This is a genomic window from Serratia sp. CY55921, from assembly GCF_052167655.1.
GTDB classification, from domain to species: domain Bacteria; phylum Pseudomonadota; class Gammaproteobacteria; order Enterobacterales; family Enterobacteriaceae; genus Serratia; species Serratia ureilytica.
Window position 1 is genome coordinate 204,545 of record NZ_JBJNMU010000003.1, and the last position, 23,427, is coordinate 227,971.

Sequence of the window (23,427 nt, forward strand, 5' to 3'; positions counted from 1 at the left end):
CCACAAAGGGGGAAAAACCACGCTTTTTCCCCCTTTGTCTACAGCCTGAGGGGCGCATCGCGCCCCTTGTTATTCACGCTCAGCGACGCGCGCCGGATTTCACCGCTCGAAGGATCACGAACTTCTTGTTCGAGGCCACCAGCGTGCAGTTGCCGAACAAACGTTTGAGCTTCTGATGGTAGTCGAGGTGACGGTTGCCGACGATGCGCAGTTCGCCGCCCACTTGCAGGCAGCGCTTGGCGTCGCAGAACATCTGCCAGGCGGTGTGATCGGTAATGGCGTGTTGCTGGTGGAACGGCGGGTTGCACAGCACCGCCTGCACGCTTTCGCGCTCGATGCCCGCCAGCGCGTTGTTCACCTCAAACTGGCAGCGGTCCAGTTCTTGCGGCAGGTTGTGCTCCACGTTCAGCTCGCTGGAGGCCACCGCCATGTAGGATTCATCGACGAAAGTCACCTGCGCGTCCGGATTCTGCGCCAGCGCCGTCAGGCCAATCACGCCGTTGCCGCAGCCCAGATCGACGATATGGCCGTTCAGGCCGCGCGGCAGATGATCCAGGAACAGGCGCGCGCCAATATCCAGGCTGCCGCGCGAGAAGACGTTGGCGTGGTTGTGGATCAGCCAATCGGTGCCGTCCAGCGTCCAGTTGGTGGTTTCCGCCGCCGCCGGCGGGACGATGTCCGCCGCCTGGCAGAAAATCAGGCGCGCCTTCTTCCACGCCAGGCTGGTGCGCGTTGGGCCCAGCACTTTTTCAAACAGCTGCATCGTCGAGGTGTGCACGTCGCGCGCTTTGGCGCCGGCAACGATCAGCGTGTCTTCGGTCACGACGTGGCGCAGCGCGCGCAGCTGCTGTTCCAGCAGCGCCAGCGCTTTCGGCACGCGAATCAGCACCACCGCCGGCGCCGCCGGCAGCTCGGCCAGGCTGTCCAACAGTGTGACCTGCTCAGGATCCAGACCGTTGAGCTTGAGGTTGTGACGCGTCGCCAGCTGGCTCATGTACGAGTCGCTGACGCTGTAAGGACGATGCGCGTGCAGCGCACAGGCCAGGGTGCCGAAGTTATCGTTGAAAATCAGCACCGGGCGGCCACCGATATCTACGTTTTCAAGCTGTTGCAGCAGATATTCGTCCGCCGCTTCCCACGCCTGCAACTGGGTGGATTCTTCCTGTTGGGGATAACGCTCCAGCTCAAGTTGCTGTGTTCCCAGATCGAGTTGGCTCATTGCCCCTCCTGACTGATAAAATTTGGGCTGTTTATCCCCTAAAAACGCCCGTCAGTAAAATGTTTTTTCGGATAAATTGCGTATTGCGCCGCGTATCTGAAAACCTGCGCCCCTTTTCTCCTTCAACAACATTAACCTTTCCCTCCCGAGCACCCATGCCGATGTTTTTTTAACCTGACGGGGTGTAACTTTAAATGTTACACTGCCAGTCCCTATGGAAGGGGGAAAGCATGATTAAATCTTTCCGCGATCGCTATCTGGAGCAGTTCTATCTGGAAGGCAGGCGCAGCCGTCTTATCCCCGGCGCGCTCGAGCGGCAGTTGGCCAGAAAGCTCGATATGTTAGCCGCCGCGCAGCAAGAGCGTGATTTGCATCACCCCAAGGGTAACTATTACAAGCGGCTATCCGGGCCATTTCAGGGATGGTCGAGTCTGCGCGTCAATATGCACTGGCGGCTGATGTTCCAGTGGCGGCATGATGCCGCCGAAAAAATTTACCTCGATCCTCACCAAGATACCTGAACGAGGGGGAACCTATGTTGGAAACCACGACTCGCGAACCCACCACGGTGGGAGAAGTGCTGCAGGAAGAATATTTAACGCCGTTAGGCATCGGCCAAGAAGAACTGGCAAAGGTATTGGGCGTCACCCGCGCCACCGTCAATCGCCTGTGCAACGGGCATCGACGCATGAGCGTTGCCGAGGCCAATCTGTTTGCTGATCTGTTCGAAACGACCGCCGACTTTTGGCTAAACCTGCAGGCGGCACACGATCGCTGGGAAGCCAGACAGGCCGATGCGCAGCGTGTGCGGCTGCGGCCAATCAAAGAAATACTGGGACGCAATATCACTCATGCATGACATCGAACTCGCCTACCTGCAAGGCTACCCGGCGCATCTGCAAAGCCAGGTGCAGCAACTGATCCACCAGAACCGGCTGGGGGACGTGCTGCTGCAGCGCTATCCGCAGGTGCACGATTGTACCACCGACAAGTCGCTGTATCAGTTTACCGTCGATCTGAAAAACCAGTATCTGCGCAACGCCCAGCCGCTGAGCAAGGTGGCCTACGACAGCAAGATCCACGTCATGAAGCACGCGCTGGGCCTGCACACCGCCATCTCGCGCGTGCAGGGCGGCAAGCTGAAGGCCAAGGCGGAAATCCGCGTGGCGACGGTGTTCAAAGTCGCGCCCGAGCCCTTCCTGCGCATGATCGTGGTGCATGAGCTGGCACACCTGAAAGAGAAAGATCACAACAAAGCGTTCTACAGCCTGTGTTGCCATATGGAGCCGAATTACCACCAATTGGAGTTTGATACCCGGCTGTATCTGACGCACCTTTCGCTGTTCGGCGAGCTGTATGCATAGCGAGTGAGGGCGTGATAATCTGCGGTTTTAAGCCTGGACCGGAGCTCGCCATGATTCGCTTTGCCGTTGTCGGCACCAACTGGATTACGGAACGTTTTATCGATGCCGCCCATGAAAGCGGCAAACTCACGCTGAGCGCCGTGTATTCACGCTCGCTGGAACAGGCGCAGGCGTTTGGCGCCAACTATCAGGTCACGCAGTTTTTCGACTCGCTCGAGGCGATGGCCCAGTCCGACGCCATAGACGCGGTATATATCGCCAGCCCCAATTCCCTGCACTGCCCGCAATCGCTGCTGTTCCTGCGCCATAAAAAGCACGTGATCTGTGAAAAACCGCTGGCCTCCAACCAGCGCGAAGCGGAACAGCTGGCGGCCTGCGCGCGGGAAAATCAGGTGGTGCTGTTCGAAGCGTTCAAAAGCGCCTATCTGCCGAATTTTCTGGCGCTGCAGCAGGCATTGCCGAAAGTCGGCCGGCTGCGCAAAGCCTTCATCAACTATTGCCAATACTCTTCGCGCTACCCGCGCTACCTGGCCGGCGAGAACCCCAACACGTTTAACCCGCAGTTCTCCAACGGCTCGATCATGGATATCGGCTACTACTGCCTGGCCAGCGCGGTGGCGCTGTTCGGCGCGCCGCAGTCGGTGCTCGCCAGCGCCACGCTGCTGGAGACCGGCGTGGACGCCCACGGCACCGTCTGCCTGAACTACGGCGATTTCGACGTCACGCTTTCCCATTCCAAGGTCAGCGACTCGGCGATCCCCAGCGAGATCCAGGGAGAGGAAGGCACGCTGATTATCGACAAGATTTCCGAGTGCCAGGGCGTGGCGCTGACGCCGCGCGGCGGCAACCGCCAGGATCTGAGCCAGCCGCAGCACATCAACACCATGCTGTATGAAGCGCTGGCCTTCGCCGAGTTGGTTGAGAAACGTCAGGTGGAACATCCGGGGCTGGAGAATTCGCTGATCGTCGCCCGCCTGCTGACCGATATCCGCCGCCAGACCGGCGTCGTCTTCCCCGCCGACGGAGAATGAGATGAAACCGCTGCTCGTGATGCAAACCGGCGACGCGCCGCAGGCCATTCGCCAGGAATTGGCCAACTTTGATGGCATGTTCCTGCAACAGGGCAATATCGACGCCGAACGCGCGCACATCGTACACTTGCCCGCCGGCGAGCGGCCGTTGCCGCCGGCCGCCTATTGCGGCGTGGTCATCACCGGCTCGCCGGCGATGGTGACCGAACAGCTGCCGTGGAGCGAGGCGGCGGCCGAGTGGCTGCGCCAGGCGATGGCGATCAAACTGCCGCTATTCGGCGTCTGCTACGGCCACCAGCTGTTGGCCTACGCGCTCGGTGGCGAAGTGGGTTACCACCCGCAGGGCATGGAGGTGGGCACGCTGGAGATCGAACTGCTGCCCGCCGCGGCCGAAGACCGGCGGCTCACCCTGCTGCCGCCGCGCTTCAAAGCCAACCTGATCCACTCGCAGAGCGTGCTGACGCCGCCCGCCGGCGCGCAGACGCTGGCGCGTTCGCAGCAGGACGCGCACCAGATCCTGCGCTATGGCGATCATGCCCTGACCACCCAGTTCCACCCGGAATTCAACGGCGCGGTGATGAGCCAGTATCTGCAGTGGCTCGGCGAGCTGCATCCCGAGCAGCAGGCCCGCTATCAGCAACAACAACAACAGGTTAGCGACACGCCGTTCAGCCGCCTGCTGCTGCAGGGATTCGTCGTCAGCCTGGGCGCGCAAAAAGCGTTGGCCGGCTAACGCGATTCACGTTGACCGCCGACACATTTTGCATTACTTTCTGCTCTGCAAAGGGGAGTAACTTCATTGCCGGTTAATCGTCATTACGATGCGCAAGCATCCGGTTACCGGGCAACCTGATGTCAAAGGTGTAACCACCTTCATCAACGTTGTAAGTGAGACCTTGCCGGAAGGCGAGGTTTGCTTGCAGCGTTCACAGAGCGGCTGGCGTCTTCCGACGTTGGCCGTTTTTGTTTTTGAAGGATACCTCTGATGATGAATTCCGTTGGCACACCGTGGTTGTGGGGCAGCTTCGCCGCCGTCATAGTCGTGATGCTCGCAATCGATCTCCTGTTGCAGGGCCGTAAAGGCGCGCACACCATGACTATGAAGCAGGCCGCCAGTTGGTCGCTGGTGTGGGTCAGCCTCTCTCTGCTGTTTAATTTCGGTTTCTGGTACTACCTGAATGAAACCGCCGGGCGCGCCGTCGCCGATACCCAGGCGCTGGCCTTCCTGACCGGCTACCTGATCGAAAAAGCGCTGGCGGTGGATAACGTGTTCGTCTGGCTGATGCTGTTCAGCTACTTCGCCGTGCCGGCCAACCTGCAGCGGCGGGTGCTGATCTACGGCGTGTTGGGGGCGATCGTGCTGCGTACCATCATGATCTTCGCCGGCAGTTGGCTGGTCAGCCAGTTCCAGTGGCTGCTGTACCTGTTCGGCGCTTTCCTGCTGTTCACCGGTATCAAGATGGCGTTGGCGAAGGAAGACGACTCGGCAATCGGCGACAAGCCGCTGGTGAAATGGCTGCGCAGCCGCCTGCGCATGACCGACAGCCTGGAAGGCGAGCGTTTCTTCGTGCGCCGCAACGGCATCCTGTTCGCCACCCCGCTGGTGCTGGTGCTGATCCTGGTGGAACTGAGCGACGTGATTTTCGCGGTGGACAGCATCCCGGCGATCTTCGCCGTGACCACCGACCCGTTCATCGTGCTGACCTCTAACCTGTTCGCCATCATGGGCCTGCGCGCCATGTACTTCCTGCTGGCCAACGTGGCGGAACGTTTCTCGATGCTGAAATACGGCCTGTCGGTGATCCTGGTGTTTATCGGTATCAAGATGCTGATAATCGACTTCTTCCACATCCCGATCGGTATCTCGCTCGGCGTGGTGGCGGGCATCCTGACGCTCACCTTGCTGATCAACGCCTGGGTCAATCGCCGCAACGATCACCTGGCGAAGAAATAACCATAATCTGTTATCCGGGGCGCTAGTCGCCCCGCGATTGTTTGGCAATTCCCCCAAAACGCCAAACGTTATTACGATCACACAAATGTAACCAGTATGTTATCAAGTGTTGATCCGCGCTCAGAATTTCACCCTCGCCTCTTTCCAACATCATTCGATTACTGAATACTGATTCGGCAAACACACTTAGTTACAGAATCATATAAAGCTGTCCGGCGTCGTTCCCGCCGCGGCGGCCAGATAACATCAGGAAGAGAAGCACTATGCAAAAACTACTACAAAAGATCACGCAGGGCAGCCTGGTCAAACAAATCATGGTCGGCCTGGTGGCCGGCATTCTGGTGGCGCTGGTTTCACCGGCGGCGGCAGCGGCGGTCGGCCTGCTCGGCACCCTGTTCGTCGGCGCGCTGAAAGCGGTAGCGCCACTGCTGGTGCTGATACTGGTGATGGCCTCGATCGCCAACCATAAACAGGGGCAGAAAACCAACATTCGCCCCATCCTGTTCCTCTATCTGCTGGGCACCTTCGCTGCGGCGCTGGTGGCGGTCGTCGTCAGCTTTATCTTCCCTTCCACGCTGGTGCTGACCACCGGCGCAACCGACATTACCCCGCCGGGCGGCATTGTGGAGGTGATGAAGGGCCTGTTGATGAGCGTGGTGGCCAACCCGTTCCATGCGCTGATTAACGCCAACTACATCGGCATTCTGGCGTGGGCCGTCGGGCTGGGGCTGGCGCTGCGCCACGCTTCCGAAACCACCAAGGGGCTGATCAACGACATGTCCCATGCGGTCACGCTGGTGGTGCGCGCGGTGATCCGCTGTGCGCCGCTCGGCATCTTCGGCCTGGTGGCCTCCACGCTGGCGGAAACCGGCTTCGGCGCGCTGTGGGGCTATGCGCAACTGCTGATGGTGTTAATCGGCTGCATGCTGCTGGTAGCGCTGGTGCTCAACCCGCTGATCGTGTACTGGAAGATCCGCCGCAACCCGTATCCGCTGGTGTTCGCCTGCCTGCGCGAGAGCGGCGTGACCGCCTTCTTCACCCGCAGCTCCGCCGCCAACATCCCGGTGAACATGGAGCTGTGCAAAAAGCTGAACCTGAATGAGGACACCTACTCGGTTTCCATCCCGCTGGGCGCCACCATCAACATGGCCGGCGCGGCGATCACCATCACCGTGCTGACGCTGGCGGCGGTAAACACGCTGGGCATCGCGGTGGACGTCCCGACCGCCCTGCTGCTGAGCGTGGTGGCCGCCCTGTGCGCCTGCGGCGCCTCCGGCGTGGCCGGCGGCTCGCTGCTGCTGATCCCGCTGGCGTGCAACATGTTCGGCATTCCGAATGACGTGGCGATGCAGGTGGTGGCGGTCGGCTTTATCATCGGCGTGCTGCAGGATTCGGCGGAAACCGCCCTCAACTCCTCCACCGACGTGCTGTTCACCGCCGCCGCCTGCCAGGCGGAAGACCAGCGGCTGGCGAACGAAGACCCGCTGAAGGTGCGTTAATCGCGCGTTGCTTCATAAAAAGGCGCTCCCTCGAGCGCCTTTTTTGTCAGCTTTACAGCGTCACCCCGCTTTTAAAGATCGCCAGCTCGCGAAAGTCGTTGGTTTCATTACGCGCCGGACGCCCGTTGGCAATCTCGACAATCAGATCGATGAAGCGGCTGAGCAACGTCTCCATCGCCACGCCGTGGATCAGGCTGCCGGCGTCAAAATCGATCCAGTGCGGTTTCTTCGCCGCCAGCTCGCTGTTGGTCGCCAGCTTCACCGTCGGCACAAAGCCGCCGTACGGCGTGCCGCGCCCGGTACTGAACAGCACCATATGACAGCCGGCGCCGGCCAGCGCGCTGGTCGCCACCGCGTCGTTACCCGGCGCGCTGAGCAGATTCAGCCCCGGCACGCGCAGCCGCTCGCCGTATTTCAGCACGTCCACCACCTGGCTTAGCCCCGCCTTTTGGGTGCAGCCAAGCGACTTCTCCTCCAGCGTGGTGATGCCGCCGGCCTTGTTTCCCGGCGACGGATTCTCATAAATCGGCTGCTGATGGGCGATGAAATAGCGTTTGAAATCGTTGATCATGTCGACGGTTTTGTCGAAGGTTTCTCCATCGCGGCAGCGGCTCATCAGAATGCGCTCGGCGCCGAACATCTCCGGCACTTCGGTCAGCACCGTGGTGCCGCCGTTGGCGATCGCATAGTCGGAAAAGCGCCCCAGCAGCGGGTTGGCGGTAATGCCCGACAGCCCGTCCGAACCGCCGCATTCCAGGCCGAACTTCAGCTCGCTCAGGCGGCCCGGCTCGCGGCGATCGTGGCGCATCTCCCGATACAGCTCGTGCAACAGCGCCAGCCCGGCCTCCACTTCGTCGTCCTGCTGTTGGCACACCATAAAGCGCAACCGCCGCTCGTCCCCTATCCCCAGCGTGGCGCGAAAAGCATCCACCTGATTGTTCTCGCAACCCAGCCCGATCACCAGCACCGCGCCGGCGTTGGGATGGCGCGCCAGGTTTTGCAGCATGATGCGGGTGTTGGCATGATCCTGCCCCAGCTGCGAGCAGCCGAACGGGTGGCTGAACAGATGCACGCCGTCGATCCCGTCCGCCTGTGTTTGCTGCAAAAAGCGCTGCTGGATCTGGCGAGCGATACCGTTGACGCAGCCGACGGTCGGCACGATCCACAGCTCGTTGCGGATCCCCACTTCGCCGTTGGCCCGTCGGTACAGCCGCACCTCGCGGTCCGCCGCCTGCGGCGGCAGCGTCGGGAACTGCGGCTGGTAACGGTAGCTGTCCAGATCGCTCAGGTTGGTTTTGACGTTTTGCGAATGAATATGCTCCCCAGGCGCAATGGCCGCGAGCGCATGGCCGATCGGCTGGCCGTATTTGATGATGTCTTCGCCCTCGGCGATCGGGCCGAGTGCAAACTTGTGCCCGCGCGCCACCGGCTGCGCCAGTTTGACGACCGCCCCTTCCAGCTCAACGCGCTCTCTGGCAGCCAGATCGCGCAGCGCCACCGCCACGTTATCCTGCTCGTGAATCTTTATCGTACTTTGCATAAACCGGTCCCGGATAACGGCTACGCCAGTTCAATGGCGAAATAGTTTTTGGCGTTGTCGAAACAGATGTTTTTCACCATCTCGCCCAGCAGCGCGATATCCGCCGGCGCTTCGCCGTCCGCCACCCAGCGGCCGAGCATCTGGCAAAGGATGCGGCGGAAGTATTCATGGCGCGTATAAGACAAGAAGCTGCGGCTGTCGGTCAGCATGCCGACGAAGCGGCTCAGCAGCCCGAGCTGGGCCAGCTGCGTCATTTGGCGCTGCATGCCGTCCTTCTGATCGTTGAACCACCAGCCGGAGCCGAACTGCATCTTGCCCGGCGTGCCTTCCCCCTGAAAATTGCCGATCATGGTGCCGATCACTTCGTTATCGCGCGGATTGAGGCAATAGAGAATGGTTTTCGGCAGACCGCCCTGCCGCGCCTGAGCATCCAGCAGCCGCGACAGCGGTTCCGCCAGCGGCCGGTCGTTGATCGAGTCGAAGCCGATATCCGGCCCGACGGCGGCCAACATGCGGCTGTTGTTATTGCGCAGCGCGCCGATGTGATACTGCTGCACCCAGCCGCGACGCCGGTATTCGCCGGCCAAAAACAGCAGCACCGCGCTTTTGAACTGGGCGCTCTGTTCCGGCGTCGGCAGCTCGCCGTTCAGGCGGCGCAGCAGGATCGCATCCAGCGCCGCTTCATCGGCCTCGCCGAACACCACCACGTCCAGCGCATGATCGGCCACCTTGCAGCCGTGGGCGGCAAAGTGATCCATGCGCTTGTACAGGGCGTCGCACAGCGCGCTAAAGCGGCCGATAGCGGTGTCCGCCGCCGCCTCCAACTGCCGCAGATAGTCGTTGAAGCCGGGCGCATCGATGGTGAAAGCCTTGTCCGGCCGCCAGCTCGGCAGCACTTTGATAGCGAAACTGCGATCGTCGGCGATCGCCCGATGATGACGCAGATCGTCGATCGGATCGTCGGTGGTGCCGACCATTTTCACGTTCATTTGCTGCATGATGCCGCGCGCGCGAAACGCATCCTGCGCCAGCAGCGCATTGCCGCGCTGCCAGATTTCATCCGCCGTGGCCGGCGACAACAGCATATCCGTGATGCCGAACTGGCGGCGCAGCTCCAGATGCGTCCAGTGATAGAGCGGGTTGCCGATGGTGTGCGGCACCGTGGCGGCCCAGGCGTCGAATTTCTCGCGATCGCCCGCATCGCCGGTGCATAACCGCTCCGCCACGCCGTTGGTGCGCATCGCCCGCCATTTGTAGTGATCGCCCCGCAGCCAGATATCGTACAGGTTGCTGAAGCGGGTATTCTCCGCGATCTGCTGCGGCGGCAAATGGCAGTGGTAATCGAAAATCGGCTGCTGCGCCGCGTAGTCGTGATACAAGCGCCGGGCAAATTCACTGTCCAGCAGGAAATCTTCGCTTAAAAACGTCGCCATCTCGGGCTCCTTACTTGCCGTGAGGCACGGGGTTCGAATCACAAAAGTTATCACACCAATTTTTGCTAGCGTCCAGCAAATTTTTCCCGAGGTCTGCCGTCCATCCTCTCTCTACGCCCTTTTTCGCTCAATTTACCGGCAAAAATGCCCTATTTCACCGGCCACAGTATTGCTCAGGCGAATAATTCCTTTTGTGATATCACTCAACTTTTAAACCTGTATGACAGGTTATTGTCTCGCCAGCCGCATCGACGGCCACACCTTCAAACGGGGAGACACTTCGGATGCGTAAAATTAAAGGGTTACGCTGGTACATGATCGGACTGGTGACCATCGGCACCGTGCTGGGTTATCTGACCCGCAACGCCATCGCCGTGGCGGCGCCGACGCTGGAAGATACGCTGCACATCACCACCCAACAGTATTCCTATATCGTCGCCGCCTACTCCGCGTGCTACACCGTGATGCAACCGGTGGCGGGCTACGTGCTGGACGTGCTGGGCACCAAGGTCGGTTACGCCATGTTCGCCATTCTGTGGGCGCTGTTCTGCATGGGCACCGCGTTGGCCAACAGTTGGGGCGGGCTGGCGTTGGCGCGCGGCGCGGTCGGCATGGCGGAAGCGGCGATGATCCCCGCCGGGCTGAAGGCCAGCAGCGAATGGTTTCCGGCCAAAGAGCGTTCGATCGCCGTCGGCTATTTCAACGTGGGCTCGTCGATCGGCGGCATGATCGCCCCGCCGCTGGTGGTATGGGCCATCGTCGCGCACAGCTGGGAGATGGCGTTCATCATCACCGGCGTGCTGAGCCTGATCTGGGCCATCTGCTGGCTGCTGTTCTACAAACACCCGAAAGATCAGAAGAAACTGAGCCAGGAAGAACGCCGTTACATCCTCGAAGGCCAGGAAGCGCAGCACCAGACCTCTAACGCCAAAAAGATGTCCGCCTGGCAGATCGTGCGCAACCGCCAGTTCTGGGGCATCGCGCTGCCGCGCTTTCTGGCGGAGCCGGCGTGGGGCACCTTCAACGCCTGGATCCCGCTGTTCATGTTCAAGGCCTACGGTTTTAACCTGAAAGAGATCGCCATGTTCGCCTGGATGCCGATGCTGTTCGCCGATCTCGGCTGCATCGTCGGCGGTTATCTGCCGCCGCTGTTCCAGAAGTATTTCAAGGTCAACCTGATCGTCTCGCGCAAGCTGGTGGTGACGATGGGTGCGGTGTTGATGATCGGCCCCGGCATGATCGGCCTGTTCACCAGCCCTTACGCGGCTATCGCGCTGCTGTGCGTCGGCGGCTTCGCCCATCAGGCGCTGTCCGGCGCGTTGATCACCCTCTCTTCCGACGTGTTCGGCCGCAATGAGGTGGCGACCGCCAACGGGCTGACCGGCATGGCGGCCTGGACCGCCAGCACGCTGTTCGCCCTGGTGGTCGGCGCCCTGGCAGACACCCTCGGCTTCAGCCCGCTGTTCGCCGCGCTGTCAGTCTTCGACATTCTCGGCGCCATCGTCATCTGGACGGTGCTGCAAAACCGCCCGGCCGCCGAACCGCAGCCGGCCGCGCTGCAGCCCACCCCGGCGCGCAGCTGATCCCCCGCCCGGCCGCTGCGCCGGGCCCCTTGCTCCTCTGGCAGCGGTGCCGAATAAGTGGTATAACAAATCCGATGGCCACGCGCCCCTTCCCACCGCACCGTATAGAGCATTCACTATGGAATTCACTGAAACCAGACGCCTGTATCAGCAACTGGCCGCCGAGCTGAAGCAACGCATCGAAAGCGGCCGTTACCCGGTAGGCGACAAGCTGCCGGCCGAGCGATACATCGCCGAAGAGATGAATGTCAGCCGCACCGTGGTGCGCGAGGCGATCATCATGCTGGAAGTGGAAGGCTATGTGGACGTGCGCAAGGGATCCGGGATCCACGTGGTGTCCAACCAGCAAAAGCACCTGGTGGTGCCGGGCGACAGCATCGAGTTCGCCACCGCCGGCCCGTTTGAGCTGCTGCAGGCGCGCCAGCTGATAGAAAGCAACATCGCCGAATTCGCCGCCACCCAGGTGACCAAGCAGGATATCGTGCAACTGATGGAGATCCAGGAGCACGCCCGCAAAGAAGACCGTTTCCGCGACTCGCAGTGGGATCTGAAGTTCCACGTGCAGGTGGCGCTGGCCACCCAGAACACCGCCATGGCCACCATCGTGGAAAAAATGTGGGTGCAGCGGGTCAACAACCCTTACTGGAAGAAACTGCACGAGCATATCGACGAACGCTCGATCGCCAGCTGGTGCGACGATCACGATCAGATCCTCAAGGCGCTGATGCGCAAAGATCCTTACGCCGCCAAACTGGCCATGTGGCAGCACCTGGAGAACACCAAGCAGATGCTGTTCAACGCCACCAGCGACGACTTCGAATACAACGCCGACCGCTATCTGTTCGCCGAGAACCCGGTGGTGCATCTGGACGGCGTGAGCCACGAGCCGAAATAGCCACGGCGGTCAAAAACCGTCGGCTTATGTCAGGTAATGTAAAATCCGCTGAATCGATGCCGGAACCGCCGTTTGCCGTGTACTATTTCACCGTCGGCAACGTAGATTTCCCTGTTGCCAATCGTGCTATTTTGGTAGAGTTAGCCCACTTTTTTACCCATTGCTGCGGGGGCGGGACGCGAATAAATGCGCTGGTTGTTTGCCATGCTGATTGCTCTTTTCTGCTGGACCGGTTCGGTCTCCGGCCAACAGCTATGCGTGGCGTCATCCAAGCCCACCCCCAGCGCGCTGAGCAGCCTGCCGCTGCTGGCGGAGCCGGCGCTTTCCCCCTATGATCATGTGTATCGGGCACCAGCCGAAGCGCGCCGCAAAGCGCCCGGCAAGTTGCCGCTGCTGCTGCCCAGAGCGTACTCTTTCCCCGGTTCGCTGCTCGCGTCCTCCCTGCCGGCGCCGGTCTATACCCTGGCCGCAGAGCCGGGCTACCGAATTCGTTTCCCCCGCCAGGACACCCCGGCCCCCAACCGGCTTGCCCAGGTCGACTGGATGCTGGACGCCTCCAGGCAACAAAGTCGGCAGGCCGGCTGGAAAGAAAGCAACATGCAGTACCGTGGCACGCTGACTTACCACCTATGACCGGTGTCGCACCGCTTAGAAACCTTAAAGCAACGCCGTTTCATCGTTATCAGCATTCAGGATCGCCGCGCGCTTTCAGCCCACGCCCGCTCCGCCGCTGAGATAAAAATAAACAATGACGTTTTAGGAACACCGGATGGACATCATTAAAGAACTGATACATGCCTTATGGCAGCAGGATTTTGAGACGCTGGCGAACCCTTCGTTGGTGTGGACCCTCTACATCCTGCTGTTCATGATCCTGTTTTTGGAAAACGGCCTGCTGCCGGCCGCTTTTCTGCCGGGCGACAGCCTGCTGATCCTGGTCGGCGTGCTGATCGCCAAAGGCACCATGGGCTTCCCATTGACCATCGTTATCCTGACCGTCGCCGCCAGCCTGGGGTGCTGGGTCAGTTACATACAGGGCCGATGGCTCGGCAATACGCGAACGGTGCAAGGCTGGCTTTCGCATCTGCCGGCCCATTACCATCAGCGTGCGCATAACCTGTTCCACCGCCACGGCCTTTCCGCCCTGTTGGTCGGCCGCTTCCTGGCCTTCGTGCGCACCCTGCTGCCAACCATCGCCGGCCTGTCCGGCCTGAGCAACGCACGCTTCCAGTTCTTCAACTGGATGAGCGGCCTGCTGTGGGTCTTGATCCTGACGACGCTGGGCTTCGCCCTCGGAAAAACCCCGGTATTCCGCAAGTATGAAGATCAGCTGATGTTCTGCCTGATGATGTTGCCGCTGGTGTTACTGGTGGTCGGCTTGGTCGGCTCGCTGATCGTGCTGTGGCGCAAGAAACGCGCCAGCGGCCAGAACCCGGGGAAAGGGGCGTGACAGCAAAGCGCCCGCGCTGGCAATACGTCCTGATGATCGCGCTCGCCCTGCTGGCGCTGGCGACGCTGTTGGTGCCCTGCATGGTGCGCACCGAGAGCGAGCTGCGCATTCGCGCCAGCCAGCAAGGGCTGTCGCTGCCCGACGGTTTTTATGTCTACCAGCGCCTGGATGAGCGCGGTATCCGCATCAAAAGCATCACGCCGGAAGGCGATGGCTTGGTTATTCGTCTGGATTCGCCGGAGCAGCAGTTGCTGGCGCGCGAAGCGCTGCAAACCATCCTGCCTCCCGGTTACCACATCGCGCTGAGCGAATCTCCCGTGCCAACGCACTGGGTGCGCGAATTTGCGCGCTCCCCCCTCAATCTGGGATAATCCCCTTCAAATGAAGGGGATTCCTTTCATTGCCGTTATCTTCATTTTCATTCGCATCATTTAGCTCAAAAAACAATCAGTCGCGCCGAATTTCGGCTGATTCTTTGGGGGCGCGCCGGTTTCATGGCTATGCTGAAGGATAACTTCAGCCGGCGATGAACGCCCTCCTCTCGCGCTGCCGCCTCCGGCAGTCAGGAAAGCGGATGCCTGTTCAGGCATCCCATGAAAAGGAACTGAGAAATGAAATTTCGCCACTCACTGTTACTGCTGCTGCCACTCTGCGCGCTGCCGACGCTGTCCTCGGCCGCTGAGGGCGGCTGCGCCGCCAAAGCGCAAAATATCCAGCAGCAAATCGACTACGCGACTCAGCACGGCAACACCCACCGCGTGGATGGGCTGAAAAAAGCGCTGAGCGAAGTGCAGACCCACTGCACCGAAGCCGGCCTGCAGGCCGAACGCCAGAAAAATATCGCAGAGAAACAGCGCAAGGTGGACGAGCGCCGGGAAGAGCTGAAAGAAGCGCAACAAACCGGCAAGCTGGACAAGGTCGCCAAGAAGCAGCAAAAGCTGGCCGAAGCGCAGGCTGAATTGAAACGCGCCCAGGCGGAATAATTTTTTTACACCAGCGGATTTATCGATGAGAGCCCCATCACACGGGATTTCTTAAGCATATGGAATTGATGTCTGGTGTTATCTGCTGGTCATCACCCCTTTGCTCCGGCGAAAAAATCCGCTATGTTAAAAGTCTGTCGAAATAAACGTTAAGGAATAATCACATGGCACATGATTCAAATGCAGAAAACTTACGCGCTGAACTGAAGTCCTTAGCCGATACGCTGGAGGAAGTGCTGAACTCCTCCACCGACAAGCCGAAAGCCGAGCTGGAGAAGCTGCGATCGAAGGCGGAAGGCGCGCTGAAAGAGACTCGCGCTCGCCTGAGCGACGCCGGTGACAAGCTGGCTTCGCAAACCAAACAGATCGCCGGCCAGGCCGACGACTATGTGCGCGACAACCCGTGGACCGGCATCGGTATCGGCGCGGCGGTCGGCGTGGTGTTGGGCGTGCTGCTCGCGCGTCGTTAATCATGGCTGAACAACCGCAAGTGCGCGCACAGGGCCCCGCTAAAGGGGTCCTGGATATCGGTCAGCGCATCATCACGATCCTGGTCGGCATGGTGGAAACCCGTGTCCGGCTGGCGGTAGTCGAGCTGGAAGAGGAGAAAGCCAACCTCATTCAGCTGCTGATCATGGCCGGCATGACGCTGCTGTTCACCGCCTTCGGTTTGATGAGCCTGCTGATCCTGATCTTCTGGGCCATCGATCCGGTCTACCGGCTGGTGGCGCTGGGCGCAACAACCGGCGTGCTGCTGTTCCTGGCCGTGGTCGGCACCATCTGGACGCTGGTCAAGGCCCGTCGCACCACGCTGCTGGGCGCCACGCGCAAGCAACTGGAGCTCGATCGCGCCGAACTGGAGCGAGAGCCATGAGCCGCCGCCGCTATCTGGAATGGAAAAAAGAGAGGCTGATTCGGCAGATCCAGCAACAGCGTCTGGATCTGGCCGAAAACAAGTCCCTGTGGCTGGAAAAGACCGAACGCATCGACCGCGGCTGGCAAACGGTGTTTGGCCTGCGCCGCTATCTGGTGCTCGGTTCCAGCGTCATGGCGCTGTACGGCATCCGCCATCCCAGCAAGATGATCCGCTGGTCGCGTCGCGCTTTCAGCGCCTGGAGCGCTATCCGTCTGTTTAAAAAGACGTTTTCCGCCAAGTAAGCCGCTTGGTCTTTCCTTCAAACCTCCTGTTGCTCTGCCCGCATTTTCTCCCTTGATACAACGCGTCCAACCCCGGGGCCGGGCAACCTGCTGATCGGCGGCATTTTATTAGCACGCTAAAGATTCAGATTTTTTGAAAAATTACGACAGTTTTACTTGCTAACAACCTGAGCACTTCCCGCTTAACATTCACTCCATCAATACGATACGAGCCGGACAGGGCGAATGTCCTGATATACCGCTCGTTGACATGGCTTCCGCCGAACAGGCATACAAAAACACTTTGGAGTAGATGATGAAAAAATTAGAAGATACAGGTTTGTTGGTTGCTCGTATTCTGATGCCAATCCTGTTTATCGTGGCAGGCTACGGCAAAATGGGTGACGCCTACGCCGGTACCCAACAGTACATGCAATCGATGGGCGTGCCTGGCTTCTTGCTGCCGCTGACCATCCTGCTGGAATTTGGCGGCGGTCTGGCGATCCTGTTCGGTTTCCTGACCCGCACCGTGGCGCTGTTCACCGCCGGTTTCACCATCCTGACCGCGCTGCTGTTCCACACTGATTTTGCGAACGAAGTAAACCAGCTGATGTTCATGAAAAACCTGACCATCGCCGGCGGCTTCATCGTGTTGGCGGTCGCAGGCCCGGGCGGCTTCAGCATCGACCGTCTTCTGAACAAGAAATGGTAATCTAAACTGTCATTCAGGGCCCGGCATGCCGGGCCTTGTCGTTTTTTAACTCGGACACCAAGGAGATTCCCATGGGACAACTCGTCGATGGCGTTTGGCAAGACATCTGGTATGACACCAAATCTACCGGCGGCCGTTTCAAACGTTCAACCGCTCAGTTTCGCAATTGGGTGACCGCCGACGGTCAGCCGGGCGAACACGGCGTGGGCGGCTTCCAGGCCGAAGCGGGCCGTTATCACCTTTATGTTTCTCTCGCCTGCCCCTGGGCGCATCGCACGCTGCTGATGCGCAAACTGAAAGGGCTGGAGCAGATCATTCCGGTCTCGGTGGTGCACCCGCTGATGCTGGAAAACGGCTGGACCTTCGGCCAGGATTTTCCTGAAACCACCGGCGATCCGCTGTATCACGCCGACTTCCTGTACCAGATCTACCTGCGGGCCGATCCGCACTACAGCGGGCGCGTGACCGTACCGGTGCTGTGGGATAAACAGCGGCAAACCATCGTCAGCAACGAGTCCGCCGACATCATCCGCATGTTCAACAGCGCGTTTGACGGCGTCGGCGCTCGGGCAGGCGACTACTACCCGACCGCGCTGCGCGGCAAGATCGATGAGCTTAACGGTTGGATTTACGATCAAGTGAACAACGGCGTGTACAAGGCCGGTTTTGCCACCAGCCAGGAAGCCTATGACGAAGCGGTCAACGGGGTATTCAACGCGCTGGAACGCCTGGAGCAGATCCTGGGGCAGCATCGTTACCTGACCGGCGATCGGCTGACCGAAGCCGACCTGCGTCTGTGGACCACGCTGGTGCGTTTCGATCCGGTGTACGTCACCCACTTCAAGTGCGACAAACACCGCATCAGCGACTACCTCAATCTGTACGGCTTCCTGCGCGACATCTACCAGATGCCGGGCATCGCCGAGACGGTCAGCCTGCCGCACATTCGCAACCACTACTATCGCAGCCACGCCACCATCAACCCGCACGGCATCATTTCCATCGGGCCGGCGCAGGATCTGGACGAGCCACACGGCCGCGACCAGCGCTTCGGTTAAGGCGAAAAAAATCCCCTTGCCGCCCGGCAAGGGGATCTCATCCAACCGACGTTAACGCTGCGCGAACAGGCGCGGAATCTCACGCAGGAACCAGGCTTTCGCCTCCCCCATACTGTCACGCCGCCAGGCCATGATGATGTCGGCTTCGCGGCTGTATTCCGGCCCGACCACGCGCAGCCGCCCGGCTTCGATATCTTTCTCCACCATCGGATACGGCATGGTCGCCACCCCCAACCCGGCCAGCAGCGCCAGACGTTTGTCTTCAATGGTGCTCACCGTCAGGCGCTGTTGCTTGTCCAGCAGCTGTACGGTCAATACCGGGCGCTCACGGGCGGTGTCGGCCACCGCAATGCCGCGGTACTTCACGCGGGTCACTTCGGAAAGCGGCTCCGGCTCCAGGTGGATCGGGTGATCCGGCGCGGCGACATAAACGCTCATCACCTTATACAGTTTGCGGGTGTTGATCTCCGACGACGCGCGGAAATGCATGTCCGGCGCGATCACGATGTCGGCGCGCCCCTGCTCCAGCCGCTCCCAGGCGCCCGCCAGCACCTCGGTGAAAATGGACACCTGGGTGTTGGCCTTCAGCGCCAGCTTGTCAACCAGCGGGAACAGCAGGCTCGGCGGCGACAGCGCTTCACTGACGATAGTCAGGTGAGTTTCCCAACCGCGCGCCAACGCTTCGGCGTCGGTGGTCAGCTTATCGGCCGCCTCCAGCAGCACCCGACCGCGTTCCAGCAACATGCGCCCCACGTTGGTGAACTTGGTGCGGTGGCCCGAACGGTCGAACAGCACCACGTCCAATTCTTCTTCCAATTTTTGCATGGTGTAGCTGAGTGCCGACGGCACCCGGCCCAATTCGTCGGCGGCCGCGGCGAAGCTGCCGCGCCGGTCGATTGCATCCATCACCCTTAGTGCCTCAAGCGTGAGCGCCCGATCTCTGGCCATCGCATCCCTCTGTCAGGAAATTTGAATATGCCGACCAGATTAACTGGCTAACAATCCGACGTCCAGATGCTTACCATTTGGATAATGAATTTAGAGAGCCGATTGCCATGATTACATGCAGAACAGCACAACAATGCGGGCAAGCTGACTTTGGTTGGCTGCAGGCTCGCTACACCTTTTCCTTTGGTCACTACTTCGATCCCAAACTGATGGGCTACGCGTCGCTGCGGGTACTGAATCAGGAGGTGCTGGCGCCGGGCGCGTCGTTCCAGCCGCGCACCTATCCCAACGTGGATATCCTGAACCTGATCCTGCAGGGCGAGGCGGAATACCGCGACAGCGACGGCAACACCACGCGCGTTAAAGCCGGCGAAGCGTTGCTGTTGGCCACCCACCCGGGCCTGAGCTACAGCGAGCAGAACGTCAGCAGTGATACGCCGCTCACCCGCCTGCAGCTGTGGCTGGACGCCTGCCCGGAACGCAGCAACGAACGGGTGCAGCGCCTGGCGCTGCCGGCGGCGGGCAGCCTGCTGTTGGCTTCGCCGGACGGCGCGCAGGGCAGCCTGCAGCTGCGTCAACAGGTCTGGATCCATCATCTCGATCTGCAGCCGGGCGAAGAACAAACGCTGACGATTAACGGGCCGCGCGCTTATCTGCAGTCGATACACGGCACCATCGCCGCCACCGGCGAGCGCCACGAGGAACAACGCCTGACCTGCGGCGACGGCGCCTTCGTGCGCGAGGAGAATCGCCTGACGATCCGCGCCGAGACGCCGCTGCGCGCGCTGCTGATTGATCTGCCGGTGTAAGCCGGCCGGAAAACGAAAAACCCCGCGCAACTGACGTTGCGCGGGGTTTTCTTTTGTCGAGGGAGTTGACCGGTAAGCCGGGTTCTGTCGTGGACAGTCATTCCTCTAGGCCAGCAATCGCTCACTGGCTCAAGCAGCCTACCCGGGTTCAGTACGGGCCGTACCATGTGAACCCCTATTTGGCCTTGCTCCGGGTGGAGTTTACCGTGCCACGAACTGTTGCCAGCCGCGCGGTGCGCTCTTACCGCACCCTTTCACCCTTACCTGATCCCGCTTGCGCGGGCCATCGGCGGTTTGCTCTCTGTTGCACTAGTCGTAGGCTTGCGCCTCCCAGGCGTTACCTGGCACCCTGCCCTATGGAGCCCGGACTTTCCTCCCCTCCATCTGTCTCCCCGAAGAGGACGGCAATGAAGCGGCGACTGTCTGGTCAACTCCGGCGCGGATAGTAGCGTCGCGGCGGCGGCAGGTCAACCGCTTTACGGCTGTTGTTGCTCCAGCGCGTGCTTATACAGCGCATTTTTCTTCACGCCGTGGATTTCCGCCGCCAGCGCCGCCGCCTTTTTCAACGGCAACTCTTTTTGCAGCAGCGCCAGCGTGCGCAGCGCCTCAAGCGGCAGCGCATCCTCCTGCGCCTTGTGGCCTTCGACGATCAGCACCATTTCGCCGCGGCGGCGCACTTCATCTTCCTGCACCCACGCCAGCAGCTCACCCACCGGCGCGCCGTGGATGGATTCCCAGGTTTTGGTCAGCTCACGCGCCAGCACGACATAACGCTGCGGGCCCCAAACGGTGACCATGTCCTGCAGACTTTCCAACAGGCGGTGAGTGGATTCGTAGAAAATCAGCGTGCGCGGTTCCTCCGCCAGCGCCATCAGCGTATCCTTGCGCCCCTTGGTTTTCGCCGGCAGAAAACCTTCGTAGCAGAAACGGTCGGAAGCGACGCCCGCAGCGCACAGCGCGGTAGTGGCGGCGCAGGCGCCCGGCAGCGGCACCACGCGAATGCCGGCCTCGCGGCAGCGGCGCACCAGGTGATAGCCGGGATCGTTGATCAGCGGCGTGCCGGCGTCGGAAACCAGCGCGATGCTCTGGCCTTCCTGCAGTTTCGCCAGCAGCTGATCGGCCTTTTGCTGTTCGTTGTGATCGTGCAGCGCGAACAGACGCGCGTTGATCGCGAAGTGTTGCAGCAGCAATCCGGTATGGCGCGTGTCTTCCGCCGCGATCAGATCAACGCTTTTCAGTACCTCTAACGCGCGGTGGGTAATATCGCCCAGATTGCCGATTGGGGTGGGCACCACATACAGCGTTGATGCAGAAATGACTGATTGTTGGTGTTGATTCATTGTTTCATCCGGGTTGCCGATTTAATATTGAGCATCTTGAAAAAAACATCACTGGATACAGTATGCTTTCCTCAACATTCGTTCGTACCAAAGCAGGGCGTTCCAAGCCTGTCCGACTTACCGCAGTCATCGCGGCCGCCCTTTTCCTGGCAGGCTGTCCGAGTCGGGCCCCGCAAACGCCGCCCGCCAATATACAGGACGAAGCGAGCGCCAGCTCCGATTACTACCTGCAGCAGTTGCAGCAAAGCAGCGATGATAACAAGGCTGACTGGCAATTACTTGCTATTCGCGCCTTGCTGCGTGAAGGAAAACTGCCGCAGGCCGGCGACCAGTTGAATCAGCTGCCGAAAAACCTCAGCGGCGCACAGCAGACCGAACGCCAGTTGCTGACCGCCGAACTGCAGATCGCCAACAAGAGCTACGTCAGCGCCCGCAGCACGCTGGGCCACCTGGACAGCGGTGCGCTGTCGCCGAATCAAAAGGTGCGCTACTACCAGGCGCAGATCGCCGCCAACCAGGGCAAAGCATCGCTGCCGCTGATCCGCGCCTATATCGCTCAGGAGCCGTTGCTGACCGGCAAGGCGCACCAGGACAATCTGGATCAAACCTGGCAGGCCCTGCTGCAGCTGACGCCGCAGGAGATGAACAGCCTGGTGATCAACGCCGACGAGAACGTGCTGCAAGGCTGGCTGGATCTGCTGCGTGTCTATCAGGACAACAAGCAGGATCCCGATCTGCTGAAGGCCGGCATCAAAGACTGGCAGAACCGTTATCCGAAGAACCCGGCGGCCAAAACGCTGCCGGCTCGCCTGAATCAGGTGCTGAACTTCACCCAGGCCTCCACCTCGAAAATCGCCCTGCTGCTGCCGTTGAACGGCCAGGCGAAAGTGTTCGCCGACGCCATCCAGCAAGGGTTCGAAGCGGCGAAAAACGGCGGTTCCATGCCGGCGCCGCAGCCTCAAGCCGCGCAACCGGCCGGCGCGCCGGCCCAAACGGCGCCGGCCGATCAGGCCGCTGCCGGTGACATCAACGCCAACGGCGCGGTCAGCCCTTCGGCGCAAGAGAGCCAGCCGGCCGTGACCGCCGCGCAACCCGCTGCGCCGTCCAGCGCGCCGATAACGCCGCTGCAGGCCGCTAATGCGCAGGTCAAAGTGTACGACACCACCAGCCAGCCGCTGGCCGCCTTGCTGAGCCAGGCGCAGCAGGATGGCGCCACTCTGGTGGTCGGGCCGCTGCTGAAAGAGAACGTCGATCAGTTGTCCGCCAGCACCACCACGCTGAACGTGCTGGCGCTCAACCAGCCCGAAACGCCGAAAGACAACCTGAACATCTGTTACTTCGCCCTGTCGCCGGAAGATGAAGCGCGCGACGCCGCCCGCCACATCTGGGAACAACAGAAACGTCAACCGCTGCTGCTGGTGCCGCGCGGCGCCTTCGGCGATCGCGTCGCCAAGGCCTTTAACCAGGAATGGCAGAAGCAAGGCGGGCAAACCGTGCTGCGTCAGGACATCGGCTCCGCCGGTGAACTGCGCCAGATGGTGAACAGCGGCGGCATCCGCATGACCGGCACGCCGATGTCGAGCGCCCCGGCGCCGCAGAGCGTAACCATCGCCGGGCTGACCATTCCGGCGCCGCCGAGCGACGTGCCCGCCGCTACCGGCGGCAGCGTCGACGCGGTGTATATCGTCGCTACCCAGTCCCAACTGACGCTGATCAAACCGATGATCGACATGGCCACCAGCTCGCGCGGCAAACCGGCGATGTACGCCAGCTCGCGCAGCTACCAGGCCGGCGCCGGCCCGGACTTCCGTCTGGAAATGGAAGGTCTGCAGTTCAGCGATATTCCTCTGCTGGCGGGCTCAAACCCTCAGTTGTTGCAGCAGGCCAGCGCGCGTTTCCGCAACGATTACTCGCTGGTGCGCCTGTATGCGATGGGGATGGATGCCTGGACATTGGCCAACCACTTTGCTGAAATGCGCCAGCTGCCGGGCTTCCAGGTTTCCGGCACCACCGGCACGCTGAGCGCGTCGCCGAACTGCGTGATCAACCGCAAGCTGCCTTGGCTGCAATATCGTCAGGGTACGGTCGTGCCGGTCTCTTGAACCCACGCGCCGCCGGGGCGGGCTATGAGTTACTGGCCCGCCGCCATCTGGAACGCGCCGGGCTCACCTTCTGCGCCGCCAACGTCGCGGTGCGCGGCGGTGAGCTCGACCTCATCATGCGCGACGGCGCCACCTGGGTGTTCGTCGAAGTGCGCTACCGCCGCAACGACGCCTTCGGCGGCGCGGCCGCCAGCGTTACCTCTCGCAAACAACAGCGGTTGCTGCACGCCGCCGCCGTCTGGCTGGCGGGGCGCGGCGCCAGTTTTGACACATCATCTTGCCGTTTTGATGTTTTGGCCATTACCGGTAGCCAGTTAGAATGGATACCCAACGCCTTCAATGCGGATTAATTGGGGTTTGCGGCGCAGAC

At 60.9% G+C, this 23,427-nt stretch carries 26 protein-coding genes and 1 other RNA gene; 21 read left to right on the plus strand and 6 right to left on the minus strand.

Going from position 1 to position 23,427, the window contains the following annotated elements:
- Positions 1 to 79: 79 nt before the first annotated feature.
- Positions 80 to 1,219: a 23S rRNA (guanine(1835)-N(2))-methyltransferase RlmG gene (gene rlmG, locus ACJ8M3_RS17440; RefSeq protein WP_033644533.1), complete on the minus strand. Its 1,140-nt coding sequence runs from the start codon at positions 1,217 to 1,219 to the stop codon at positions 80 to 82.
- 230 nt (positions 1,220 to 1,449) lie between these two features.
- Here rlmG and ACJ8M3_RS17445 point away from each other — a divergent pair, with 230 nt between their 5' ends.
- From ACJ8M3_RS17445 to sstT, 7 genes are all read left to right on the plus strand, one after another.
- Positions 1,450 to 1,740 (plus strand): type II toxin-antitoxin system RelE/ParE family toxin, encoded by a 291-nt coding sequence (locus ACJ8M3_RS17445; protein WP_042785415.1) that lies wholly within the window; start codon positions 1,450 to 1,452, stop codon positions 1,738 to 1,740.
- 14 nt (positions 1,741 to 1,754) lie between these two features.
- Complete coding sequence (locus ACJ8M3_RS17450) at positions 1,755 to 2,078, plus strand: HigA family addiction module antitoxin (protein ID WP_015379150.1); 324 nt, start codon at positions 1,755 to 1,757, stop codon at positions 2,076 to 2,078.
- The gene (locus tag ACJ8M3_RS17455; RefSeq protein ID WP_089197486.1) at positions 2,071 to 2,583 is read left to right on the plus strand and encodes a M48 metallopeptidase family protein; all 513 of its coding nucleotides are present in this window, start codon (positions 2,071 to 2,073) and stop codon (positions 2,581 to 2,583) included. Before ACJ8M3_RS17450 ends, ACJ8M3_RS17455 begins: the two co-directional genes overlap by 8 nt.
- 50 nt (positions 2,584 to 2,633) lie before the next feature.
- Positions 2,634 to 3,614, plus strand: coding sequence for a Gfo/Idh/MocA family protein (locus ACJ8M3_RS17460; protein WP_046687865.1), 981 nt, complete (start codon positions 2,634 to 2,636; stop codon positions 3,612 to 3,614).
- A gap of 1 nt (position 3,615) precedes the next feature.
- The gene (locus ACJ8M3_RS17465; RefSeq protein WP_033644531.1) at positions 3,616 to 4,347 is read left to right on the plus strand and encodes a glutamine amidotransferase; all 732 of its coding nucleotides are present in this window, start codon (positions 3,616 to 3,618) and stop codon (positions 4,345 to 4,347) included.
- A 252-nt stretch (positions 4,348 to 4,599) separates the two neighbouring features.
- Positions 4,600 to 5,568 carry a TerC family protein gene (locus tag ACJ8M3_RS17470; protein ID WP_089197487.1) on the plus strand — a complete coding sequence of 323 codons (969 nt, stop codon included), beginning with the start codon at positions 4,600 to 4,602 and terminating at the stop codon, positions 5,566 to 5,568.
- A 263-nt stretch (positions 5,569 to 5,831) separates the two neighbouring features.
- Complete coding sequence (gene sstT / locus ACJ8M3_RS17475; RefSeq protein WP_089197488.1) at positions 5,832 to 7,067, plus strand: serine/threonine transporter SstT; 1,236 nt, start codon at positions 5,832 to 5,834, stop codon at positions 7,065 to 7,067.
- Between the two features lie 52 nt (positions 7,068 to 7,119).
- Here the strand turns inward: sstT and ACJ8M3_RS17480 are convergent, their stop codons facing one another.
- The gene (locus tag ACJ8M3_RS17480; RefSeq protein WP_089197489.1) at positions 7,120 to 8,607 is read right to left on the minus strand and encodes a UxaA family hydrolase; all 1,488 of its coding nucleotides are present in this window, start codon (positions 8,605 to 8,607) and stop codon (positions 7,120 to 7,122) included.
- A 20-nt stretch (positions 8,608 to 8,627) separates the two neighbouring features.
- Positions 8,628 to 10,040 (minus strand): glucuronate isomerase, encoded by a 1,413-nt coding sequence (gene uxaC / locus ACJ8M3_RS17485; protein WP_442514712.1) that lies wholly within the window; start codon positions 10,038 to 10,040, stop codon positions 8,628 to 8,630.
- Between the two features lie 284 nt (positions 10,041 to 10,324).
- Here uxaC and ACJ8M3_RS17490 point away from each other — a divergent pair, with 284 nt between their 5' ends.
- The 11 genes from ACJ8M3_RS17490 to ACJ8M3_RS17540 all read left to right on the plus strand — a co-directional run bounded on the left by ACJ8M3_RS17490 (position 10,325) and on the right by ACJ8M3_RS17540 (position 17,858).
- Complete coding sequence (locus ACJ8M3_RS17490) at positions 10,325 to 11,623, plus strand: MFS transporter (RefSeq protein WP_025304349.1); 1,299 nt, start codon at positions 10,325 to 10,327, stop codon at positions 11,621 to 11,623.
- A gap of 118 nt (positions 11,624 to 11,741) precedes the next feature.
- Entirely contained in the window at positions 11,742 to 12,518 is a 777-nt protein-coding gene (exuR, locus tag ACJ8M3_RS17495) for a transcriptional regulator ExuR (RefSeq protein ID WP_033636102.1), read from the plus strand.
- Between the two features lie 186 nt (positions 12,519 to 12,704).
- Positions 12,705 to 13,151, plus strand: coding sequence for a hypothetical protein (locus tag ACJ8M3_RS17500; RefSeq protein ID WP_033644524.1), 447 nt, complete (start codon positions 12,705 to 12,707; stop codon positions 13,149 to 13,151).
- A gap of 136 nt (positions 13,152 to 13,287) precedes the next feature.
- Positions 13,288 to 13,968 (plus strand): DedA family protein, encoded by a 681-nt coding sequence (locus tag ACJ8M3_RS17505; RefSeq protein ID WP_033644523.1) that lies wholly within the window; start codon positions 13,288 to 13,290, stop codon positions 13,966 to 13,968.
- Entirely contained in the window at positions 13,965 to 14,339 is a 375-nt protein-coding gene (gene mzrA, locus ACJ8M3_RS17510) for an EnvZ/OmpR regulon moderator MzrA (RefSeq protein ID WP_071845111.1), read from the plus strand. The genes ACJ8M3_RS17505 and mzrA overlap by 4 nt, the downstream gene beginning before the upstream one ends.
- 240 nt (positions 14,340 to 14,579) lie before the next feature.
- On the plus strand, positions 14,580 to 14,951 hold the full coding sequence (locus tag ACJ8M3_RS17515; protein WP_033644521.1) for a DUF1090 domain-containing protein: 372 nt from the start codon (positions 14,580 to 14,582) through the stop codon (positions 14,949 to 14,951).
- A gap of 164 nt (positions 14,952 to 15,115) precedes the next feature.
- Positions 15,116 to 15,421 carry a DUF883 family protein gene (locus tag ACJ8M3_RS17520; RefSeq protein ID WP_004937125.1) on the plus strand — a complete coding sequence of 102 codons (306 nt, stop codon included), beginning with the start codon at positions 15,116 to 15,118 and terminating at the stop codon, positions 15,419 to 15,421.
- A gap of 2 nt (positions 15,422 to 15,423) precedes the next feature.
- On the plus strand, positions 15,424 to 15,825 hold the full coding sequence (locus tag ACJ8M3_RS17525) for a phage holin family protein (protein WP_015379160.1): 402 nt from the start codon (positions 15,424 to 15,426) through the stop codon (positions 15,823 to 15,825).
- Positions 15,822 to 16,109 carry a YqjK-like family protein gene (locus tag ACJ8M3_RS17530; protein WP_089197490.1) on the plus strand — a complete coding sequence of 96 codons (288 nt, stop codon included), beginning with the start codon at positions 15,822 to 15,824 and terminating at the stop codon, positions 16,107 to 16,109. The genes ACJ8M3_RS17525 and ACJ8M3_RS17530 overlap by 4 nt, the downstream gene beginning before the upstream one ends.
- Positions 16,110 to 16,404: 295 nt before the next feature.
- A complete protein-coding gene (locus tag ACJ8M3_RS17535; RefSeq protein ID WP_033644519.1) occupies positions 16,405 to 16,800 on the plus strand; it encodes a DoxX family protein in 396 nt (131 codons plus the stop codon).
- Positions 16,801 to 16,871: 71 nt separating this feature from the next.
- Positions 16,872 to 17,858, plus strand: a complete 987-nt coding sequence (locus ACJ8M3_RS17540; RefSeq protein ID WP_033651262.1) for a glutathione S-transferase family protein — start codon at positions 16,872 to 16,874, stop codon at positions 17,856 to 17,858.
- 51 nt (positions 17,859 to 17,909) lie between these two features.
- Here the strand turns inward: ACJ8M3_RS17540 and ACJ8M3_RS17545 are convergent, their stop codons facing one another.
- On the minus strand, positions 17,910 to 18,806 hold the full coding sequence (locus ACJ8M3_RS17545; protein ID WP_025304355.1) for a LysR family transcriptional regulator: 897 nt from the start codon (positions 18,804 to 18,806) through the stop codon (positions 17,910 to 17,912).
- A gap of 107 nt (positions 18,807 to 18,913) precedes the next feature.
- On the opposite strand from ACJ8M3_RS17545, the gene ACJ8M3_RS17550 reads away from it, so the two are divergent.
- Positions 18,914 to 19,615 carry a pirin family protein gene (locus tag ACJ8M3_RS17550; protein WP_033651261.1) on the plus strand — a complete coding sequence of 234 codons (702 nt, stop codon included), beginning with the start codon at positions 18,914 to 18,916 and terminating at the stop codon, positions 19,613 to 19,615.
- 57 nt (positions 19,616 to 19,672) lie between these two features.
- On the opposite strand, the gene rnpB is transcribed toward ACJ8M3_RS17550, so the two are convergent.
- Positions 19,673 to 20,050, minus strand: an RNA gene (rnpB, locus tag ACJ8M3_RS17555) — RNase P RNA component class A.
- A 41-nt stretch (positions 20,051 to 20,091) separates the two neighbouring features.
- A complete protein-coding gene (rsmI, locus tag ACJ8M3_RS17560; RefSeq protein WP_004937108.1) occupies positions 20,092 to 20,955 on the minus strand; it encodes a 16S rRNA (cytidine(1402)-2'-O)-methyltransferase in 864 nt (287 codons plus the stop codon).
- A 62-nt stretch (positions 20,956 to 21,017) separates the two neighbouring features.
- On the opposite strand from rsmI, the gene ACJ8M3_RS17565 reads away from it, so the two are divergent.
- Both ACJ8M3_RS17565 and ACJ8M3_RS17570 read left to right on the plus strand, forming a co-directional pair.
- A complete protein-coding gene (locus ACJ8M3_RS17565) occupies positions 21,018 to 23,057 on the plus strand; it encodes a penicillin-binding protein activator (protein WP_060660213.1) in 2,040 nt (679 codons plus the stop codon).
- Positions 23,054 to 23,407: a YraN family protein gene (locus tag ACJ8M3_RS17570; protein ID WP_089192279.1), complete on the plus strand. Its 354-nt coding sequence runs from the start codon at positions 23,054 to 23,056 to the stop codon at positions 23,405 to 23,407. Before ACJ8M3_RS17565 ends, ACJ8M3_RS17570 begins: the two co-directional genes overlap by 4 nt.
- Positions 23,408 to 23,427 lie beyond the last annotated feature (20 nt).

Coding starts and splice junctions, on each gene's coding strand:
- ACJ8M3_RS17545 (WP_025304355.1), bottom strand. CDS start 18,806: ATGGCCAGAGATCGGGCGCTCACGCTTGAGGCACTAAGGGTGATGGAT.
- ACJ8M3_RS17490 (WP_025304349.1), top strand. CDS start 10,325: ATGCGTAAAATTAAAGGGTTACGCTGGTACATGATCGGACTGGTGACC.
- ACJ8M3_RS17540 (WP_033651262.1), top strand. CDS start 16,872: ATGGGACAACTCGTCGATGGCGTTTGGCAAGACATCTGGTATGACACC.
- ACJ8M3_RS17505 (WP_033644523.1), top strand. CDS start 13,288: ATGGACATCATTAAAGAACTGATACATGCCTTATGGCAGCAGGATTTT.
- ACJ8M3_RS17500 (WP_033644524.1), top strand. CDS start 12,705: ATGCGCTGGTTGTTTGCCATGCTGATTGCTCTTTTCTGCTGGACCGGT.
- ACJ8M3_RS17530 (WP_089197490.1), top strand. CDS start 15,822: ATGAGCCGCCGCCGCTATCTGGAATGGAAAAAAGAGAGGCTGATTCGG.
- rlmG (WP_033644533.1), bottom strand. CDS start 1,219: ATGAGCCAACTCGATCTGGGAACACAGCAACTTGAGCTGGAGCGTTAT.
- ACJ8M3_RS17525 (WP_015379160.1), top strand. CDS start 15,424: ATGGCTGAACAACCGCAAGTGCGCGCACAGGGCCCCGCTAAAGGGGTC.
- rsmI (WP_004937108.1), bottom strand. CDS start 20,955: ATGAATCAACACCAACAATCAGTCATTTCTGCATCAACGCTGTATGTG.
- ACJ8M3_RS17445 (WP_042785415.1), top strand. CDS start 1,450: ATGATTAAATCTTTCCGCGATCGCTATCTGGAGCAGTTCTATCTGGAA.
- ACJ8M3_RS17470 (WP_089197487.1), top strand. CDS start 4,600: ATGATGAATTCCGTTGGCACACCGTGGTTGTGGGGCAGCTTCGCCGCC.
- ACJ8M3_RS17515 (WP_033644521.1), top strand. CDS start 14,580: ATGAAATTTCGCCACTCACTGTTACTGCTGCTGCCACTCTGCGCGCTG.
- ACJ8M3_RS17460 (WP_046687865.1), top strand. CDS start 2,634: ATGATTCGCTTTGCCGTTGTCGGCACCAACTGGATTACGGAACGTTTT.
- sstT (WP_089197488.1), top strand. CDS start 5,832: ATGCAAAAACTACTACAAAAGATCACGCAGGGCAGCCTGGTCAAACAA.
- ACJ8M3_RS17480 (WP_089197489.1), bottom strand. CDS start 8,607: ATGCAAAGTACGATAAAGATTCACGAGCAGGATAACGTGGCGGTGGCG.
- ACJ8M3_RS17520 (WP_004937125.1), top strand. CDS start 15,116: ATGGCACATGATTCAAATGCAGAAAACTTACGCGCTGAACTGAAGTCC.
- ACJ8M3_RS17465 (WP_033644531.1), top strand. CDS start 3,616: ATGAAACCGCTGCTCGTGATGCAAACCGGCGACGCGCCGCAGGCCATT.
- ACJ8M3_RS17550 (WP_033651261.1), top strand. CDS start 18,914: ATGATTACATGCAGAACAGCACAACAATGCGGGCAAGCTGACTTTGGT.
- ACJ8M3_RS17455 (WP_089197486.1), top strand. CDS start 2,071: ATGCATGACATCGAACTCGCCTACCTGCAAGGCTACCCGGCGCATCTG.
- exuR (WP_033636102.1), top strand. CDS start 11,742: ATGGAATTCACTGAAACCAGACGCCTGTATCAGCAACTGGCCGCCGAG.
- ACJ8M3_RS17450 (WP_015379150.1), top strand. CDS start 1,755: ATGTTGGAAACCACGACTCGCGAACCCACCACGGTGGGAGAAGTGCTG.
- uxaC (WP_442514712.1), bottom strand. CDS start 10,040: ATGGCGACGTTTTTAAGCGAAGATTTCCTGCTGGACAGTGAATTTGCC.
- ACJ8M3_RS17535 (WP_033644519.1), top strand. CDS start 16,405: ATGAAAAAATTAGAAGATACAGGTTTGTTGGTTGCTCGTATTCTGATG.
- ACJ8M3_RS17565 (WP_060660213.1), top strand. CDS start 21,018: ATGCTTTCCTCAACATTCGTTCGTACCAAAGCAGGGCGTTCCAAGCCT.